This window comes from Bacillus cereus group sp. Bc031 (genome assembly GCF_027716265.1).
In the GTDB taxonomy this organism is placed as follows: Bacteria; Bacillota; Bacilli; order Bacillales; family Bacillaceae_G; genus Bacillus_A; species Bacillus_A paranthracis.
The window spans coordinates 38,371-58,662 of sequence record NZ_JAQFUL010000021.1 but is presented as its reverse complement, the minus strand read 5'-3'; the positions used below and the strand labels follow the sequence as shown (position 1 = coordinate 58,662).

The window sequence follows — 20,292 nt, the reverse complement described above, 5'->3', positions numbered from 1 at the left end:
TCCATTGACATCATCAAATACAAAAGTATATCTCGAAATTGTAAAAAAAATCCGTTCCATTATGGAAGAGGATGGATTGGTAGCAGGGGATCGTTTGCCGTCTGAGCGTGAGTTAAGTTCACGTTTAAACGTAGGACGTTCCTCTGTAAGAGAAGCGTTGCGTGCTTTAGAACTTGTAGGATTAATTGAAACGAGACGTGGTGAAGGGACGTTTATTCGAAACTTTTACGATAACGGTCTTGTACAATTGATTGCTCCGTTCTTGCTGCAAGATGAGAAAACAATTCGTGATTTATTACAAACAAAACGATTGCTTGAGAAAGATATGATTCGAATTGTATGTAATTTACCGAAAGAAATGTTTTCTAAAGTGCTAAGTAAATTACATCAAGTGCTTGAAGGAAATGAAAACTCAGTTCCAATGCTTCACCAAACGTTCTTTAAAACACTTATTGAACAAGTCGATAATTATTTACTATATCGCATTTGGATGATCGTAAATGATTACGTATCAACGCTTTCTTGTAAAGTTTCAGGAGATTCTATCGATATGTATAGAAAGCTTTACGCTATTTTGGAAGAAAAACAAGAAAATGATGCACTAAAAATTTACGATGAATTAGTAGAGAATATACAGTTTCACTCGTAATGTATAAAATTTGTCGAAATGACCATGACACGTTATGACAAACATTCTATCGCGTAGCGGTTAAAGTTAAACGTAAAGAGTGAGGTTATTAGACAGATTGAGAAGATAAGGCTAACATCAAACTTTGGTGTTAGCCCAATTTTCTTCTTACGCTAACCTTAGCTCTCAACGAAGGGGGTCAAATTGTGCTAAGAGATTTATTCGTGAAAAAGAAAAAGTACGCTGCAATACCTTCAGAACAAGTACGAAAAGATGTACCAGACGGCGTTATGACAAAATGTCCGAAATGTAAAAAAATCATGTATACGAAAGAGCTTCTAAAAAATTTAAAAGTATGTGTGAATTGTGGATATCATCATCCTATGAATGCATGGGAACGTCTTGATAGTATATTGGACGAAGGGTCATTCCGTGAGTATGACAAAGAAATGGTTTCATTAAATCCACTCGAGTTTCCAGATTATGAAGAGAAACTAGAGAGCGATCGTAAGAAGACTGACTTGAACGAAGCGGTTGTAACTGGTGAAGGAACAATTGATGACATGCTTGTTGTTGTTGCAGTAATGGATTCTCGTTTTCGAATGGGGAGCATGGGCTCTGTTGTAGGAGAAAAAATTGCCCGTGCGGTTGAAAAGGCATACGACTTACAAGTTCCATTTATTATCTTTACTGCTTCGGGTGGTGCCCGTATGCAAGAAGGGATATTAAGTTTAATGCAAATGGCAAAAACAAGCGTAGCTTTGAAAAAGCATAGTAATGCAGGAGGATTATTTATTTCTGTTATGACTCACCCAACGACGGGCGGGGTTTCAGCGAGTTTCGCTTCACTTGGTGATTATAATCTTGCAGAACCAGGGGCGCTGATCGGATTTGCTGGTAGACGTGTAATTGAACAAACGGTGCGTGAGAAACTACCGGAAGATTTCCAAACGGCAGAATTCTTACTAGAACATGGTCAATTAGATGCGGTGGTACATCGTGATGATATGAGAGAATCGCTTCGTAAGATTTTAGAAGTTCATCAAGGAGGGGAAATGGCTGTATGGCAGAGCTAGAATTTGAGAAACCAGTTGTTGAGCTAAGAAATAAGATTCGTGAACTGAAAGACTATACGAAAAACAGCCAGATGGACTTCAGTGAGGAGATTCGTATTTTGGAAGACAAGCTAGAAAATTTAGAGGAAGATATATACGGCAATATGAAAGTATGGGACCGTGTTCAAATTGCTCGTCATGCAGAACGACCGACAACGCTCGATTATATTGAGCACTTATTTACTGATTTTTTTGAATGTCATGGAGATCGTCTATTTGGCGATGATGCAGCGATTGTCGGCGGCATTGCGAAGTATAAAGGGATGCCTGTAACTGTAATCGGGCATCAACGCGGAAAAGATACGAAAGAAAATATTCGCCGTAATTTTGGGATGCCTCACCCAGAAGGATATCGAAAAGCATTGCGTTTAATGAAGCAGGCGGAAAAGTTCAATCGTCCAATTATTTGTTTTATTGATACGAAAGGAGCTTATCCTGGTAAAGCTGCTGAAGAACGTGGTCAAAGTGAAGCGATCGCCCGCAATTTATTTGAAATGGCAGGCTTAACGGTGCCTGTTATTTGTATCGTTATCGGCGAAGGTGGTAGTGGTGGTGCACTAGGTCTTGGAGTAGGAGATTACATTCATATGCTAGAAAATTCCACTTATTCTGTTATTACGCCAGAGGGTGCAGCGGCAATTCTTTGGAAAGATGCAGGAAAAGCAAAGGAAGCTGCAGAGGCGATGAGAATTACAGCAGCAGATTTGAAAGAATTAGGTGTAATTGACGAAATTATTCCAGAGGCAAAAGGTGGAGCACACCGTAATGTTTTGAAACAGTCAGAAAATATAGATTTAATGCTTAGAAAAACTTTTGAACAATTAAACGGAATTTCGAAAGATGAATTAATCGAAAAACGTTATGAAAAATATATGAAAATTGGGCAAGTTTCGTTTTCAAACGCTTCCATTTGGATAAAATAAGAAAAGCGTGCGTTCCACTTCGCGAATGCACGTTTTTATTATGAAAAGACACATCTTCTCCATTGTATTTTTATATTTTTTCGTGTTATTTTATTATAAGGCAAATAATCTTTATGAGGTGAGTACAAATGAAACGTATTGGTGTATTAACAAGTGGTGGAGATTCACCTGGTATGAATGCTGCCATTCGTGCAGTTGTTCGTAAAGCGATTTTCCATGATATTGAAGTATATGGTATTTACCATGGATACGCTGGATTAATTTCTGGTCACATTGAAAAATTAGAACTAGGTTCTGTTGGCGATATTATCCACCGCGGTGGTACGAAATTATATACAGCAAGATGTCCTGAGTTTAAAGACCCAGAAGTACGACTAAAAGGTATCGAGCAATTAAAGAAACACGGTATCGAAGGACTTGTTGTTATTGGTGGAGATGGTTCTTACCAAGGCGCTAAAAAATTAACTGAACAAGGATTCCCATGTGTTGGTGTACCAGGTACAATCGACAATGATATCCCTGGAACAGACTTTACAATTGGTTTCGATACAGCTTTAAATACTGTTATTGATGCAATTGATAAAATTCGTGACACAGCTACATCTCATGAACGTACATATGTTATCGAAGTAATGGGACGTCACGCTGGTGATATCGCATTATGGGCTGGTTTAGCTGATGGTGCGGAGACAATCTTAATTCCAGAAGAAGAGTATGACATGGATGAGGTTATCGCTCGTCTGAAACGCGGTAGTGAACGTGGTAAAAAACACAGTATTATCGTTGTAGCTGAAGGTGTTGGAAGTGCAATTGACTTCGGTAAGCACATTGAAGAAGCAACAAACTTTGATACTCGTGTAACTGTATTAGGTCACGTACAACGTGGTGGATCACCAAGTGCACAAGACCGTGTATTAGCAAGTCGTCTTGGTGCAAGAGCAGTTGAATTGTTAATTGCTGGTAAAGGTGGACGTTGTGTAGGTATTCAAAATAATAAACTTGTTGATCATGACATTATCGAAGCGTTAGCTCAAAAACATACAATCGATAAAGATATGTGTCAATTATCTAAAGAATTATCCATCTAATCGGCGTAATGTCGGATATTTGGGAACGGTTTCATAATTTTCGGAGGTGCAATATGCGTAAAACTAAAATTGTATGTACTATAGGTCCTGCTAGTGAAAGTATTGAAAAATTAGAGCAATTAATCGAAGCAGGTATGAACGTTGCTCGTTTAAACTTCTCTCATGGTAGCCATGAAGAACACGGCGCTCGTATTAAAAACATTCGTGAAGCTTCAAAGAAAACTGGTAAAACAGTTGGTATCTTACTTGATACAAAAGGTCCAGAAATCCGTACTCACGACTTCGTAGACGGACAAGCTGAGCTTGTGACAGGTGCAGAAGTAGTTATTTCTACTGAGCAAGTATTAGGTACTGCAGAGAAGTTCTCTGTATCTTATGCTGGTCTTTATGACGATGTAAACCCAGGTTCTCGTATTCTAATCGATGACGGTCTTATCGAGCTAGAAGTAATCGAAAAAGCTGACGGAAACATCCGTACAAAAGTTCTTAACAGCGGAACTGTAAAAAATAAAAAAGGTGTTAACGTACCAAACGTAAGCATTAAGCTTCCTGGTATCACTGAAAAAGACGTAAAAGATATCATCTTCGGTATCGAGCAAAAAGTTGATTTCATCGCAGCTTCATTCGTACGTAAAGCAGCTGACGTATTAGAAATCCGTGAATTACTAGAAGAGCATAACGCTCAATACATCCAAATCGTACCAAAAATCGAAAACCAAGAGGGTATCGACAACATCGATTCAATCTTAGAGGTTTCTGACGGTTTAATGGTAGCTCGTGGTGATATGGGTGTAGAAATTCCACCAGAAGAAGTACCATTAGTACAAAAACGTCTAATCAAAAAATGTAACGTGTTAGGTAAACCAGTTATTACTGCAACACAAATGTTAGATTCTATGCAACGTAACCCACGTCCAACTCGTGCGGAAGCAAGTGACGTAGCTAACGCAATCTTCGATGGTACAGACGCAATCATGCTTTCAGGTGAAACAGCTGCTGGACAATACCCAGTAGAAGCAGTAACAATGATGGCTAACATTGCAGTACGTGTTGAAAAATCATTACAATATGAAGATATGTTCAAAAAACGTATTAAAGAGTTCACTCCAACAATTACAGATGCAATTAGCCAATCTGTTGCGCATACAGCACTTGCTCTTGATGTAGCTGCAATCGTAGCTCCAACAGAAAGTGGATATACTGCGAAAATGATCTCTAAATACCGTCCAAAATCTCCAATCGTAGCTGTAACATCTGACGAGCAAGTAGGACGTCGTCTTGCACTTGTTTGGGGTGTACAAGCATTTATGGCTGAGAAGCGTGCAGCTTCTACTGACGAAATGTTAGATACAGCGATTCAAACAGGTATGGATGCAGGTCTAATCGGACTTGGAGACACTGTAGTAATCACTGCTGGTGTTCCAGTTGCTGAAACTGGTACAACAAACTTAATGAAAATCCACGTTGTTGGTGAAGAAGTTGCTAAAGGACAAGGAATCGGTCGTAAAGCTGCAAAAGGTAAAGTAGTTGTAGCGAAAACAGCTGCTGAAGCTGTAGCAAACGTAAACGAAGGTGATATCCTTGTTACAACAAGCACTGATAAAGATATGATTCCTGCAATTGAAAAAGCTGCTGCTCTAGTTGTAGAAGAAGGCGGCCTAACAAGCCATGCGGCTGTTGTAGGTGTATCAATCGGTATTCCTGTTATCGTTGGTGTAAACGGCGTAACAGCAACTTTAAAAAATGGCCAAGAAGTAACAGTTGATGCAGCACGCGGAATTGTTTATAATGGACATGCGGAAGTGCTATAAGTAATACGGAGAGAAGGATCGGAGTCCTTCTCTTTTTTTTTACACAAAAATGAGGTGAAACTAGCTTTAAACGTCTGAAATTGCTTTTAAAAGCTGTTTGTTATGAAGTTTGATGGGAAAGTGCGTTTAGCTTTTATATGGTGTATATGGACGTTGTGAGGGTGTTTAAAGTGATAGGATATGAAAGGAGTGTAGAACTATGAAGTGGTTACTATTCTTGTTTATATTAATACCGGCTATTGAGATTACAGTCTTAATTGGATCGAGTCATGTAATAGGTTTGTGGTCTACGTTCGCTATGATCGTATTTACAGGCGTTGTAGGTGTGTATTTGGCGAAAAGACAAGGGTTTAAAGTACTTGGAGAGATTCAATCTAAGTTGAATAGAGGAGAAATGCCAGGAGCAGCGGTTTTAGATGGTATTTTTATCTTTGTAGGGGGTATTCTTTTAGTGCTTCCTGGATATGTAACGGATATAATGGGTTTTATCTTTGTTATTCCTGTGACGAGGGCTTTGTTGAAACCGTTTGTTATGAAGTGGATGGAATGGAAGTTTAGAAAGAACTCTACTATTATTGTGCAGAAATAGTACTTAGATCATAGCGATCTAAGTACTATTTTTTTATCTGCAACAGGATGAGAGGGTGGTTAAAGTTCAGTTAACGAAAGATGTGTTTTAATATGCGGCGAATGTGACGGTTAATAATCGATGGGGATAGGATCCTTGTAGATTAAAGTTTTACTTTATTGTATTTGTTGTGTATTTTTTCGATTTGAGGAGTTATTAGCTCTTAATCAGTGTGTTTAAAGTGGGAATCTGAACTTAAGATTGTTTTTGTATGTAAAAGAATGAATTGGAACGAAAAAAGTTAAATAAGAGCAGGGAAATGGTCAGTTTAAGTCTTATTATGTGCTATTTTGTATATTTATTCATTTACATAAAAAGTAATAAATGTAAGTAATAATTATAAAATTAATAGAATAAATATGTAAAAACACCACGAAATATGCGTTTTTTATGCAAAAAAACAAGAGAATTATCTTTTTTGAGTGCAATTCTCTTGTTTTATGTAATGAGTATGAAAAATAAGTACAAGGAATAATCAGTGGGAATTTCCCACTGATTACATGTAAGTTTTTGGTTGTGTATGAATTAGAAACTATTATTTTGAAGGTGAGCCTTTAATATATTTCCACAAATCATGGAATACACGAGCTTTGTGCAATGTATTAAGTAGTACTAAGGTGACTGGACCGATGATTAATCCTAAGAAGCCAAAGAGCTTAAAGCCGACAAAGAGAGCAATCAGTGTTGCTAATGGATCAAGACCGATATTAGATGAAAGTACCTTTGGCTCCATAATTTGTCTTTGGACAATCACGACGATGTATAAAATGAGAAGACCGATGGCGAAAGCAGTGTCTCCAGTGAAAAATACGTATATAACCCAAGGAACGAAGACAGCTCCTGTTCCTAAATACGGGAGTAAATCTACAACCCCTGTAATAATCGCGATAGTAATGGCGTATGGTACGCGTAATATTAAAAGTCCGATTAGTACAATAACAGTTGTCATAGATACGAGTGTAAGTTGTGCTTTAACAAAACCGAATAAAGCTTTTCTTAAATCCACAAAAATAGTTTTTCCATAGCCATGAACACGGTTGGGCAAAAACTTTCTTACTTTCTGAGCAAGACGATGCCAATCGTAACTAATGAAGAAAGTGGCTAATAAAACGAATACAAGTACAGTTAAAGTAGTTGGTAGTGCACTAATGAAATTTGTTAACCCGCTTATAATAGCGGTTAAAAGTTCTTTCATTTGCGTCGTTGCTTCGGTTCCTAAGTTTTGAATGTTTTGTGTAATCGTATAGCGCTGCGGTTCCCCAAGATGATTAAATTTAGAGATTAAATCATCGTAGAGAGGCATAATATGATTAAGTGCAAACTGCTGAGCGAATGCAACGATATCCGGAAATTTTACTGTAACAAGTTGTAGTAAGTATGTTGTGGCAGATATTGCTTCTGTTACAAGATATGTAACGAGTCCGACGATAGCTCCAAATACGAGAATTAAGCTAACGAGTACTGCGAGTGCGCGAGGAAATTGTAGTTTTTGATTCAGGAAATTGACGACAGGATTAATTAAATAAGCAAATGCGAAAGCGATAATAAAAGGATAGATAAGTCCTGACATATATAGTAATGCATAGAACCCGGCTACCGTCGCTATAATGACAAATACGAGTCGCAATATCATATATAGTAAGTTTCGATTCAAAGATGTATACCTCCCATTCCAATTTGGATTATCCTAATTCGTTCAACTTATAACGAGTGTGCCCCACTGATTAAAGTTTCACTTTATGTTATAGTGGAATGATGGATTTTCCTGCTTTTTCAGTATGTGAGTGACTGTGAAAGCTTGGTGTTGATGCTTCTACTATATGGTAAAAACTTCATTTTCTCTTCTTTTTATTTTACCTGTTTCTAATTAGAAAAGAAAGGAGAGACGCCCGTTTTTTAAAATGTATACATGCTTACATTTGGATGGTGAAAGTCTCAGTTTGTCATTTTAAAATGCGTAAAAAAATGAAGTGATTCATGTTGAATAGGCATCGATATAGCATGTATAACGATAGGTTTAAAGGTATTTTTGTTTGGAAATGAGTTCATTATTTTCAGAAAGGAAGTGCAAACATGATTAGTCAGTCAACGTTATTTTTATTCATACTACTTATTATAGGACTTATTGCGAAAAACCAATCGCTTACTGTAGCTATTGGTGTGTTATTTCTATTAAAATTTACATTTCTAGGGGATAAAGTCTTTCCTTATCTACAAACGAAAGGGATTAACCTCGGTGTTACGGTTATTACAATAGCAGTACTCGTACCGATTGCGACGGGGGAAATAGGATTTAAGCAACTTGGAGAAGCAGCGAAATCGTATTATGCATGGATTGCTTTAGCTTCAGGGGTAGCAGTTGCTTTGTTAGCAAAAGGTGGCGTACAATTATTAACGACAGATCCTCATATTACAACTGCGCTCGTTTTCGGGACAATTATAGCAGTTGCTTTATTTAATGGGGTCGCTGTAGGTCCATTAATTGGGGCTGGAATTGCCTATGCAGTAATGAGTATTATACAGATGTTTAAATAAGGAATTTTATAGTAATATAAAATTTTTGAATTCTTTCTGTTCACAAAAGTCAGATAATTGTTTATAATAGGATTAGAAACTTTGAAAAGTTACATAACAGCAGAGACTTTACACCAGATAAAATAAAAACAACATAAAACAATTTTATAATGATATTGTTTTATGTTGTTTTTATCATAAAACTCTTCGGAATTCATTTTCCTCACTAACTTGTTGTTTTGAGCGTGAGGATTCGGGGAGACATTCACGCTCATGCTTTCCATGTAGACAATGGACAATAAGAGGGGAACATCGCAACAAATTTGCATGATCGTGCATTTTGCTTGCCTAAAGAGTGAACGGGCGTTCATAATTCAAAAGGGGAGCAAATAGATATAAGAAGCAAGGTTGGGAGAATTTTCAGGAAAAGGAGAGAATGTCATGACTGTTATTCGAGGTTTAGAAGGGGTAGTAGCAACAACATCATCTGTGAGCTCTATTATTGATGATACATTAACTTATGTTGGGTATAATATTGATGATTTAGCTGAGAATGCTACATTTGAAGAAGTAGTGTACTTATTATGGCATCGCAAGCTTCCTAACGAGCAAGAACTAGCGAAATTTAATGAGATTGTATCGGAATACTATAAAGTTCCAGGTGAGATTTTAGCATATTTGAAACAAGTAGATTTAAAAATCGCACATCCGATGTCTGTTTTACGAACTGCAATTTCCATGCTATCATTATACGATGAGAGCGCTGAAATTATGGATGAAAAGTCCAATTATTTGAAAGCGGTTAAATTACAGGCTCAAGTGGGTACTTTAGTTGCTGCTTACGCAAGAATCCGTAAAGGTTTAGATGTTGTTGAGCCTAGAAATGATTTATCATTAGCTGCAAACTTCTTGTACATGTTAAATGATCGCGAGCCAAATGAAGTTGAAATTGAAGCTTTTGATAAGGCGCTTGTACTTCACGCAGATCATGAGTTAAACGCTTCTACATTTACTGCACGCGTTTGTGTAGCTACACTTTCAGATGTATATTCTGGCATTACAGCAGCAATCGGTGCGTTAAAAGGTCCTCTTCACGGTGGGGCAAATGAAAATGTAATGAAGATGTTAACTGAAATTGGCGAAGAAGAAAATGTAGAATCATATATTCATAATGCTCTTCAAAATAAAGTGAAAATCATGGGCTTTGGCCACCGTGTATATGAGCAGGGTGATCCGCGTGCAAAACATTTACGCGAAATGTCTAAGAGATTATGCGTGCTTTTAGGAGAAGAGAAATGGTATAATATGTCTATCAAAATTGAAGACATTGTAACAAAAGAAAAAGGTCTTCCACCAAATGTTGATTTCTATTCAGCTTCTGTATACCATTGTTTAGGAATTGACCATGACTTATTTACACCTATTTTTGCAATTAGCCGTATGTCAGGCTGGTTAGCTCATATTCTAGAACAATATGAAAATAACCGTTTAATCCGTCCGCGTGCTGATTATAATGGACCAACACATCAAGTGTATGTTCCAATTGCACAACGATAAGCGAATAACACTATTTTGATAGTGAAAATACGCTTTCAAAAGTCTGATTTTTTCGGAAAGATGTAATGATTAGAATATTTTAATTTGACTAACGGTTTGAACTGAGGGGTTATTCCCTCAGTTTCATACATATGAAATTTCAAACATGGGGGTTATCACATTGACGACAGGTGAAAAAATTACTGTAACTAATGGTGTTATGAATGTACCAAACAATCCGATTATTCCATTTATCGAAGGAGATGGAATTGGTCCTGATATTTGGGCAGCTGCATCTCGTGTACTAGAAGCAGCAGTTGAAAAAGCTTATGATGGTGAGAAGAAAATCGTTTGGAAAGAAGTGCTTGCAGGGGAAAAAGCATTCAACCAAACAGGCGAGTGGTTACCAGAAGAAACTTTAAATTTAATTCGTGAATATTTAATCGCGATTAAAGGTCCACTTACAACTCCAGTTGGCGGTGGTATTCGTTCTCTAAACGTAGCACTTCGTCAAGAATTAGATTTATATGTATGTCTACGTCCAGTTCGTTATTTTGAAGGTGTTCCTTCACCTGTAAAACGTCCGGAAGATACTGATATGGTTATTTTCCGTGAAAATACAGAAGACATTTATGCTGGAATTGAATATGCGCAAGGATCTCCAGAAGCAGAAAAAGTTCTTGCTTTCTTAAAAGAAGCAATGGGTGTTAATAAAATCCGCTTCCCAGAAACATCTGGTATTGGTATTAAACCAATCTCAGAAGAAGGGACAAAGCGTCTTGTTCGTGCTGCAATTCAATATGCAATTAACGAAAAACGCTCTTCTGTTACATTAGTTCATAAAGGAAACATTATGAAATTTACAGAAGGTGCTTTCAAAAACTGGGGTTACGAAGTAGCGGAACAAGAATTCGGCGACAAAGTATTTACTTGGGCTGAATATGATCGTATCGTTGAGAAAGATGGCAAAGATGCAGCGAATAAAGCGATGGCAGACGCTGAAGTGGCTGGAAAAATCATCGTAAAAGATTCTATTGCAGACATCTTCTTACAACAAATTTTAACTCGTCCACGTGAGTTCGATGTTGTTGCAACAATGAACTTAAACGGAGACTACATCTCTGATGCACTTGCTGCACAAGTAGGTGGAATTGGTATTGCACCTGGTGCAAACATTAACTATGTAACTGGACATGCTATCTTTGAAGCTACGCACGGTACAGCTCCAAAATATGCAGGTTTAGATAAAGTAAACCCATCTTCAGTTCTTCTTTCTGGTGTATTATTATTAGAGCACTTAGGATGGAACGAAGCTGCGAAATTAGTAACTGCTTCAGTTGAGAAAACAATTGCTTCAAAAGTAGTAACTTATGATTTCGCACGCTTAATGGAAGGTGCAACAGAAGTGAAATGTTCTGAGTTCGCTAATGAACTTATTAAAAACATGGATGTAGCGATAATCAAAAACGCATAATTAAAGCGGGGGGTAAATTATGACAATCAAACGCAAGAAAGTTTCAGTCATCGGTGCAGGATTTACAGGAGCAACAACAGCATTCTTATTAGCACAAAAAGAACTTGCAGATGTTGTATTAGTGGACATTCCACAGCTGGAAAATCCAACAAAAGGGAAAGCGTTAGATATGTTAGAAGCGAGCCCAGTACAAGGTTTTGATGCTAACATTATTGGAACATCTGATTACGCAGATACTGCTGATTCTGACGTTGTTGTGATTACAGCAGGTATTGCGCGTAAGCCTGGTATGAGCCGTGATGATTTAGTAGCAACAAACTCCAAAATTATGAAAAGTATTACGCGCGACATTGCAAAACATTCACCAAATGCAATTATTGTTGTGTTAACAAATCCAGTTGATGCAATGACATATTCTGTATTTAAAGAAGCTGGATTCCCGAAAGAGCGTGTTATCGGTCAATCGGGCGTATTAGATACAGCTCGTTTCCGTACATTCATCGCACAAGAATTAAATCTTTCTGTGAAAGACATTACAGGATTTGTTCTTGGTGGACACGGTGACGATATGGTACCTCTTGTACGTTATTCTTATGCAGGTGGCATTCCGTTAGAAACGTTAATTCCGAAAGAGCGTTTAGAAGCAATCGTAGAACGTACCCGTAAAGGTGGCGGCGAGATTGTAGGCTTATTAGGAAACGGTAGTGCATATTACGCACCAGCTGCTTCTTTAGTTGAAATGACAGAAGCAATCTTAAAAGATCAACGCCGTGTATTACCGGCTATTGCGTACCTTGAAGGTGAATACGGTTATAGTGACCTTTACTTAGGGGTACCAGTAATTCTAGGTGGTAACGGAATTGAAAAAATTATTGAATTAGAACTTCTTGCAGATGAAAAAGAAGCGTTAGATCGCTCTGTAGAATCTGTACGTAATGTTATGAAGGTTCTTGTTTAATCATTAAATATAAGTAGAAAAAGATTCGGGGCCCCGAATCTTTTTCTACTATTTATACAAATGTTTTTTTGAAATAACATGAAAACACTATCATTTGTAATATCCTATAATGAAACTGTAGATTTATACTATACATTGCCCTCATCATAGTAAATGTCGGATCAAGTATCGCTTTTAGTAGGATAATAAGGTGAAAAAATCGGAGGGGGTTGTAACATGTTAAAGAAAAAAGTTCAAATTGGTCGTAAAATGGATGAAATTACAGTAGGAGAGAAATTATCTATCACTGAAAAAATTGAGGATAAAGATTTGTTATTGTACTTAGGGTTAACGAATGATGCCAATCCATTATATATTCAGCATGATTACGCATCCCAAACTCCGTATGAAAAGCCGATTGTACCAAGCATTATGCTAATTGGAATGATTACAACGGCAGTTACGAAATATTTACCAGGTCCAGGTAGTCATATTACGAGAAAGGACCTTACGTTCGTGAAGCATGTTCACCATTATGAAACGTTACAAATCCACTTTGAAGTTGTGGCTGTTTCTGAGGAGGAACATACAATTGATATGCTTGTATCTGCTCATGATGAAAAAGGGGATACTGTTGTGAAAGGCTCATTAACAGTAACACCACCTTACAAATCAGTCTCTATTATGGAAAAAGCATTAGATAATTTTTAAAACATGAAAATGTGAATAGCGCTAGCATACCTTTCATAAGGGGGCTAGCGCTATTTTTAGTTGAAGAATCCCTCTTTGAACCCTTCAGCAAAATCTGAACACCCCGTTTTAATCGTATCCCAGCTCGGTACGTTAAAAGTAAGGAAACATGTTACTAATAAAGTTAAAATAGATAGTAATATTCGCATAATAGCTCCTTTATTGCATTTATTAATATATTAAAAATAATAATATATTAATTGGTAATTAAAGTCAATTAAAGGTTTTTTTTAAGATGAAGTGGAAGAGAGAAGACGTTATCTTTGAAACGATAAGAGAAGCTGAAGTATGGGCGGACGGGGTTGCGAATGAAATGTATGGAAGACTATTTGATGGATATGAAACGCTAGATTATAAAATAGCGTACGCTGTATCTTTTTCTTAGCGCAAAGTCGAGAATATCATATCCATACGAGTATTGAATTTAATAAAGATATAGAAGTGTATAAAGTATGGATCACTACAAGTTAATTGCGCAATCCGAATCCATGAATAGACAATTATATTGAGAGGGACCTTGTTTTCTAGTATGATGAGAATAACGGGGAAAATACTAGGATGAAGAAGGTTTCAAGTCTATAACTTGGAGGAAAAGAATGAACAATCGTATTTTAGTAGTTGATGATGAGGAGTTTATCTTAACTTTAATCGAATTTAATTTACAACAAGCTGGTTTTGAAGTGATAACAGCGATGGATGGAGAAATGGCGCTTCAAAAAGCGACAACAGAACGTCCAGATTTAATTATATTAGATTTAATGCTTCCAAAAATGGATGGTATGGAAGTATGTAAAGAATTACGATTGCAGCGCGTTATGACGCCGATTTTAATGTTGACAGCAAAAGATGATGAGTTTGATAAGGTGCTAGGTCTTGAACTTGGGGCGGATGATTATATGACGAAGCCATTTAGTCCAAGGGAAGTTGTCGCGCGTGTGAAGGCAATTTTACGCCGCACGAAATTACAACAAGAAGAGCAAGTTACAGAATCGTCAGATGAAGAGAGCATTACAATTGCTGAACTTAAAATTTTACCGGAGTTTTATGAGGCTTATTTCCAAGGAAGAAAGCTTGAATTAACACCAAAAGAATTTGAACTACTTGTTTATCTTGCGAAAAATAAAAGTCGCGTATTAACGCGTGATCAATTATTAAGTGCTGTATGGAATTATGATTTCGCTGGTGATACACGAATTGTTGACGTTCATATTAGCCATTTGCGCGATAAAATTGAACAAAATACGAAAAAACCGACGTACATTAAAACGATACGTGGTTTAGGATATAAATTAGAGGAGCCAAAAGGGGATGAATAAATTTCGTTCCAGGCTTCTTTTTACATTTGTTTCTCTTATTGTTTTTATTTTAGTCGGACTCGGTTTATTGCTGGAAACCGTGTTTGAAAACTATTATATAGATCATGCGAAAGAGAGAATGGTAAAAGAGACAGAGTATGTTGCGGTATTAGCAGAAGAACAAGGTTTTGATGATGTTTTAAAAAATCCATATATATTTAAAAAGCTAGAAGAAAAAATTCAGGCTTCTATTGCCTTTGTAGATGAGAAAAAGAAAGTTCAATATAGCGGGGGAGAACCGTCTGCTTTTAGCCAAGGGATAATAAAAGAACTTTCCTCTGAAACAACGAAACAAAGAAATAAAGTCATTACGAAAGAAACAGATCAAAATAATGAATTTTACCATGCGGTGTTCGTGCAAGATGTAGCAGGGAAACAAGGATACATTTTTGTGAAGAGCACAATTGAGCCTTTGAAAGACGTTCATCAAAAAACGTGGGGATTATTAATTATCGGATTTGTTATTGCGTGTCTTGTAGTCGTATTTTTAGGTATGAAAATTACAGGGCAATATATTAGGCCGATTGAGTCCGTTACGAAAGTTGCCATCGAATTAGCGAAGGGTAATTATAAAGCACGCGCTTATGAAAGTCATTCGGATGAAACGGGAATGTTAAGTAAAGCGATTAATATTTTAGCTCGTAATTTACAAGAGATGACACTTGAGCAAGAAATGCAACAAGATCGTCTGCATACGTTAATTGAAAATATGGGAAGCGGAATGATTTTAATTGATAGCCGCGGTTATATCAACCTTGTAAACCGTTCGTATAAGGAAACTTTCCACGTCACAGATGAAGAATATTTAGATCGTTTATATTATGAGTCGTTTCATCATCCGGAAATTATAGAGCTTGTGGAAGAAATCTTTATGACAGAAGTGAAAGTGCGCAAACAAATGTTATTGCCACTTGGAATTGAGCGAAAGCATTTCGAGGTATATGGAGCACCGATTATCGGGACGAACCATGAATGGAAAGGGATTGTCCTTGTATTCCATGACATTACTGAGCTGAAAAAGTTAGAACAAATGAGAAAAGACTTTTTAGCGAATGTTTCTCATGAACTAAAAACGCCGATTACTTCTATTAAAGGTTTTTCAGAAACACTTTTAGACGGTGCTATGGATAATAAAAAATTCTGCGAACATTTCTTGCACATTATTTTAAAAGAAAGTGAACGTATGCAAGGATTAATTGAAGATTTATTAGATTTATCAAAGATTGAGCAACAAGGATTTAAATTGAATATGGGTACCGTTGATATGAAGGGACTTCTTGAAGATATTCATATGGTGCTTGATAATAAAGCGGGAGAAAAAGAAATCTCTTTACAAGTAAATGCATTAAAACGTGTCTCTGTCATTGGAGATCCAAGTCGTTTGCAGCAAATCTTTATTAATTTAATGAATAACGCAATCGTATATACACCGGCTGGAGGCGTTGTTTCTGTAGAATTAGCAGAAGATAAATATAATGCTTATATAAAAGTGTCGGATACTGGAATTGGTATTAGTAAAGATGAAATTCCACGTATTTTTGAACGCTTTTACCGAGTGGATAAAGCGAGGAGTAGAAATACTGGTGGTACAGGTCTTGGGTTATCAATCGTAAAGCATTTAGTCGAGGCCCATCACGGTACGATTACAGTGGATAGTGAAGTAGGAGAAGGGACAACCTTTACAGTTGTTTTACCAAAATCAGCAACTGAAAAATAGGATGAAGGATGTTTACAATATATTAACAATGGCTTAATTAAATATTAATAAAGCTCTGTTAATATAATACATGAAAACCCCTTCATCCAAGGAGTAATTTTGGACGAGAATAGTTAAGCTATTCTCGTCACTTCCCTTTATGCCAATATAAGTCTGTTTTATATATGAAAGAAAATATCCGTTATTTTTCTTCTCTCTATTAGTCGTGTTAATATAGAGAGAGGAAAGAAACGGTTTTTTTCTGTGAAAAAAATCATTTCAAATTTGTATGGGGAGGTTTCTGATTTGGAAAAAAAGGTCGTATTAGTAGATGGTAATAATATCGCGTATCGTGCTTTCTTTGCACTACCGCTTTTAAATAACGACAAAGGTATACATACGAACGCAATTTACGGTTTTACAATGATGTTAATGAGAATATTAGAGGAAGAAAAACCGACGCATATGTTAGTTGCATTTGATGCGGGTAAAACAACGTTCCGTCACAAAACGTATAGTGAGTATAAAGGAGGACGTCAAAAGACTCCGCCTGAGTTATCAGAGCAATTCCCATTTATTCGTGAGATGCTTGATGCATTCAATGTACCGCGTTATGAATTAGAAAATTATGAAGCGGATGACATTATGGGAACGCTAGCGAAAGAAGCGAGTGAACAAGGAGCTAGTGTAAAAGTTATTTCAGGAGATAAAGATTTACTTCAACTTGTTTCTGATAACACGCTTGTATGTATTCCTCGAAAAGGGATTACGGAAGTAGATGAATATACGAAAGAAGCTTTATTTGAGAAATACAGCTTATCACCGAAGCAAATTATCGATATGAAAGGTTTAATGGGAGACCAATCAGATAATATTCCAGGTGTACCAGGAGTTGGTGAAAAAACTGCGATTAAATTGTTAACACAGTTTGGAACGGTTGAAGAAGTGTATGAAAATATAGATCAAGTAAGCGGGAAGAAATTAAAAGAAAAGCTGGAAGCAAATAAAGACCAAGCTCTTATGAGTAAAGATCTTGCAACGATTATTACAGACGCACCGATTACTGTGCATGTGGATGATATGGAGTATAAAGGATATGAGCCAAGTGATGTCATTCCAATGTTCGAGAATTTAGGATTCACATCTCTTTTAAATAAATTAGGTGTTACTCCAGAAGAAACGGCTCCAGCTGAATTAGATGATATTACATTTGATATTGTGGAAGAAGTTACAGAAGAAATGCTTCAGCAAGATAGTGCGCTTATCGTTGAAGTACAAGAAGATAATTATCATAAAGCAGATATTCAAGGTTTCGGTATTCAAAATGAAAACGGATGTTACTTTATTCAGACAGACATTGCACTTAAGTCAGATGCTTTTAAAGAGTGGCTTGCAGATGGAGAAATGAGAAAGTATACATTTGATGCGAAGCGTGCGATCGTTGCACTGAAATGGAACGGTATAGATGTGCAAGGGATTGACTTTGATCTATTAATTGCTGCTTACTTACTTGACCCGGCTGATACAGATAAAGATTTCCGTACTGTAGCGAAAATGAAAGAAACACATGCTGTGAAATCTGATGAAGAAGTTTACGGAAAAGGTGCGAAGCGTGCTGTTCCAGAGTTAGAGATAGTAGCGGAGCATGTAGCTCGTAAAGTGCATGTATTATATGATGTGAAGCAAACATTCGTTGAAGAGTTAGAAAAGAATGAGCAATATGAACTGTTTACAGAGTTAGAATTACCACTTGCACGTGTATTAGCTGATATGGAAGTAAAAGGTGTAAAAGTTGATACAGAACGTCTTCGTAATATGGGAGAAGAACTTGCAGGTAGATTAAAGGAAATGGAACAGGAAATTTATAAGCTGGCGGGAACAGAATTTAATATTAATTCACCGAAGCAGCTTGGTGTTATTCTGTTTGAGAATTTAAACTTACCGGTTATTAAGAAGACGAAAACAGGTTATTCTACGTCAGCTGATGTACTAGACAAGCTGATGGATCACCATGAAATTATTCCAAACATTTTACATTACCGTCAATTAGGGAAACTAAATTCAACTTATATTGAAGGTTTATTAAAAGTTGTACATGAAGATTCATCTAAAATCCATACTCGTTTCAATCAAGTATTAACGCAAACGGGCCGATTAAGTTCAACGGATCCAAACTTACAAAATATCCCGATTCGATTAGAAGAAGGAAGAAAGATTCGTCAGGCATTCGTTCCATCAGAAGAAGGATGGATTATGTACGCAGCGGATTATTCACAAATTGAACTTCGTGTATTAGCTCATATTGCAAATGATAAAGGGCTAGTCGACGCGTTCCAACATGACATGGATATTCATACAAAAACAGCTATGGATGTATTTGGCGTTGAAAAAGATGAAGTAACTTCAAATATGAGACGACAAGCGAAAGCTGTTAACTTCGGAATTGTGTATGGTATTAGTGATTATGGTCTTTCACAAAACTTAGGAATTACAAGAAAAGCAGCAGCGGAATTTATTGAAAAGTATTTAGAAAGTTTCCCTGGTGTACAAGAATACATGGATGACATCGTAAAAGATGCGAAACAAAAAGGATATGTAGCTACATTATTAAATCGCCGCCGTTACATTCCGGAAATTACGAGTCGTAATTTTAACTTGCGTAGCTTTGCTGAGCGTACAGCTATGAATACACCAATTCAAGGTACTGCAGCAGATATTATTAAAAAAGCGATGATTATTATGGCAGATCGTTTAGAAGAAGAAGGATTACAAGCGCGTCTTCTATTGCAAGTACACGATGAATTAATATTTGAAGCACCAAAAGAAGAAATTGAAAAATTAGAGAAGCTTGTACCAGAAGTAATGGAGCATGCAATTGAACTCGCAGTTCCGTTGAAAGTTGATTATTCTTACGGTCCAACTTGGTACGACGCAAAATAAGGAAGTGATGAAATGCCTGAATTACCAGAGGTTGAAAACGTCAGACGGACACTTGAAAATCTTGTAACAGGAAAAACGATTGAAGATGTTATTGTTACTTATCCGAAAATCGTAAAACGACCGGATGATGCAGAAATCTTTAAAGAAATGCTAAAAGGCGAGACGATTGAAAATATAAAGCGAAGAGGAAAGTTTTTGCTTTTATATGTAACAAATTATGTCATTGTTTCACATTTGCGTATGGAAGGTAAGTTTTTACTGCATCAAGAGGATGAGCCAATTGATAAGCATACGCACGTCCGTTTCTTATTTACAGATGGAACTGAATTACATTATAAAGATGTGAGAAAGTTTGGTACGATGCATCTCTTTAAAAAAGGTGAGGAAATGAATCAAATGCCTCTTGCTGACTTAGGTCCGGAGCCATTTGATGCTGAATTGACACCACAGTATTTACAAGAGAGATTGCAAAAGACAAATCGTAAAATAAAAGTTGTATTGTTAGACCAGCGTCTTTTAGTAGGACTTGGAAATATATATGTAGATGAAGTTTTATTCCGTTCTCAAATTCATCCAGAACGAGAAGCGTCGTCTTTAACAGTAGAAGAAATTGAGCGAATTTATGAGGCGACTGTTACAACGTTAGGCGAAGCAGTGAAGCGTGGCGGAAGTACAATTCGAACGTATATCAACTCACAAGGGCAAATTGGCTCATTCCAAGAACTTCTAAATGTATATGGAAAAAAAGGAGAACCGTGTGTGACTTGCGGTACGATATTAGAAAAAACAGTTGTTGGTGGAAGAGGAACGCATTACTGCCCAATTTGTCAGCCAAGAATATAGAAAAGAGATAACATCGGATAGGCATTTGTCATATACATACAGCAGAGCTATGTA

At 36.7% G+C, this 20,292-nt stretch carries 17 protein-coding genes and 1 pseudogene; 16 read left to right on the top strand and 2 right to left on the bottom strand.

Annotation, left to right across the window (positions count from 1 at the left end):
* Positions 1-4 precede the first annotated feature (4 nt).
* From PDQ33_RS10940 to PDQ33_RS10915, 6 genes are all read left to right on the top strand, one after another.
* Complete coding sequence (locus tag PDQ33_RS10940) at positions 5-649, top strand: FadR/GntR family transcriptional regulator (protein ID WP_000204431.1); 645 nt, start codon at positions 5-7, stop codon at positions 647-649.
* 185 nt (positions 650-834) lie between these two features.
* Positions 835-1,704 (top strand): acetyl-CoA carboxylase, carboxyltransferase subunit beta, encoded by an 870-nt coding sequence (accD, locus tag PDQ33_RS10935; RefSeq protein WP_000942861.1) that lies wholly within the window; start codon positions 835-837, stop codon positions 1,702-1,704.
* Positions 1,692-2,666, top strand: a complete 975-nt coding sequence (gene accA / locus PDQ33_RS10930) for an acetyl-CoA carboxylase carboxyl transferase subunit alpha (RefSeq protein ID WP_000818794.1) — start codon at positions 1,692-1,694, stop codon at positions 2,664-2,666. Before accD ends, accA begins: the two co-directional genes overlap by 13 nt.
* Positions 2,667-2,794: 128 nt before the next feature.
* The gene (gene pfkA, locus PDQ33_RS10925) at positions 2,795-3,754 is read left to right on the top strand and encodes a 6-phosphofructokinase (RefSeq protein ID WP_000821160.1); all 960 of its coding nucleotides are present in this window, start codon (positions 2,795-2,797) and stop codon (positions 3,752-3,754) included.
* Positions 3,755-3,807: 53 nt separating this feature from the next.
* Positions 3,808-5,565 (top strand): pyruvate kinase, encoded by a 1,758-nt coding sequence (gene pyk, locus PDQ33_RS10920; RefSeq protein WP_001232661.1) that lies wholly within the window; start codon positions 3,808-3,810, stop codon positions 5,563-5,565.
* A gap of 199 nt (positions 5,566-5,764) precedes the next feature.
* The gene (locus tag PDQ33_RS10915; RefSeq protein ID WP_000871627.1) at positions 5,765-6,154 is read left to right on the top strand and encodes an FxsA family protein; all 390 of its coding nucleotides are present in this window, start codon (positions 5,765-5,767) and stop codon (positions 6,152-6,154) included.
* Positions 6,155-6,728: 574 nt separating this feature from the next.
* Here PDQ33_RS10915 and ytvI read toward each other — a convergent pair.
* Positions 6,729-7,847 carry a sporulation integral membrane protein YtvI gene (gene ytvI / locus PDQ33_RS10910; protein ID WP_001081394.1) on the bottom strand — a complete coding sequence of 373 codons (1,119 nt, stop codon included), beginning with the start codon at positions 7,845-7,847 and terminating at the stop codon, positions 6,729-6,731.
* A 419-nt stretch (positions 7,848-8,266) separates the two neighbouring features.
* Here ytvI and PDQ33_RS10905 point away from each other — a divergent pair, with 419 nt between their 5' ends.
* The 5 genes from PDQ33_RS10905 (at position 8,267) to PDQ33_RS10885 (ending at position 13,365) form a co-directional block, all read left to right on the top strand.
* Positions 8,267-8,728, top strand: coding sequence for a DUF441 domain-containing protein (locus tag PDQ33_RS10905; RefSeq protein ID WP_000625507.1), 462 nt, complete (start codon positions 8,267-8,269; stop codon positions 8,726-8,728).
* A 387-nt stretch (positions 8,729-9,115) separates the two neighbouring features.
* Positions 9,116-10,264, top strand: coding sequence for a citrate synthase (citZ, locus tag PDQ33_RS10900; RefSeq protein ID WP_000503660.1), 1,149 nt, complete (start codon positions 9,116-9,118; stop codon positions 10,262-10,264).
* A 160-nt stretch (positions 10,265-10,424) separates the two neighbouring features.
* On the top strand, positions 10,425-11,717 hold the full coding sequence (icd, locus tag PDQ33_RS10895; protein ID WP_000206898.1) for an NADP-dependent isocitrate dehydrogenase: 1,293 nt from the start codon (positions 10,425-10,427) through the stop codon (positions 11,715-11,717).
* A 19-nt stretch (positions 11,718-11,736) separates the two neighbouring features.
* Positions 11,737-12,675, top strand: a complete 939-nt coding sequence (gene mdh, locus PDQ33_RS10890; RefSeq protein WP_000153232.1) for a malate dehydrogenase — start codon at positions 11,737-11,739, stop codon at positions 12,673-12,675.
* Positions 12,676-12,891: 216 nt separating this feature from the next.
* Complete coding sequence (locus tag PDQ33_RS10885; RefSeq protein WP_270755627.1) at positions 12,892-13,365, top strand: MaoC family dehydratase; 474 nt, start codon at positions 12,892-12,894, stop codon at positions 13,363-13,365.
* A 56-nt stretch (positions 13,366-13,421) separates the two neighbouring features.
* Here the strand turns inward: PDQ33_RS10885 and PDQ33_RS10880 are convergent, their stop codons facing one another.
* Positions 13,422-13,553 carry a hypothetical protein gene (locus PDQ33_RS10880; RefSeq protein WP_002022497.1) on the bottom strand — a complete coding sequence of 44 codons (132 nt, stop codon included), beginning with the start codon at positions 13,551-13,553 and terminating at the stop codon, positions 13,422-13,424.
* Between the two features lie 86 nt (positions 13,554-13,639).
* On the opposite strand from PDQ33_RS10880, the pseudogene PDQ33_RS10875 reads away from it, so the two are divergent.
* From PDQ33_RS10875 to mutM, 5 genes and pseudogenes are all read left to right on the top strand, one after another.
* Positions 13,640-13,875: pseudogene (locus PDQ33_RS10875) on the top strand (hypothetical protein).
* A 125-nt stretch (positions 13,876-14,000) separates the two neighbouring features.
* Entirely contained in the window at positions 14,001-14,720 is a 720-nt protein-coding gene (phoP, locus tag PDQ33_RS10870; protein ID WP_001065225.1) for a two-component system response regulator PhoP, read from the top strand.
* Positions 14,713-16,476, top strand: coding sequence for a sensory box histidine kinase PhoR (phoR, locus tag PDQ33_RS10865; RefSeq protein WP_001032115.1), 1,764 nt, complete (start codon positions 14,713-14,715; stop codon positions 16,474-16,476). Before phoP ends, phoR begins: the two co-directional genes overlap by 8 nt.
* 285 nt (positions 16,477-16,761) lie before the next feature.
* Complete coding sequence (gene polA / locus PDQ33_RS10860) at positions 16,762-19,395, top strand: DNA polymerase I (RefSeq protein WP_000412815.1); 2,634 nt, start codon at positions 16,762-16,764, stop codon at positions 19,393-19,395.
* 12 nt (positions 19,396-19,407) lie between these two features.
* Positions 19,408-20,238 (top strand): DNA-formamidopyrimidine glycosylase, encoded by an 831-nt coding sequence (gene mutM, locus PDQ33_RS10855; RefSeq protein ID WP_001114483.1) that lies wholly within the window; start codon positions 19,408-19,410, stop codon positions 20,236-20,238.
* The last annotated feature ends 54 nt before the right edge of the window (positions 20,239-20,292 follow it).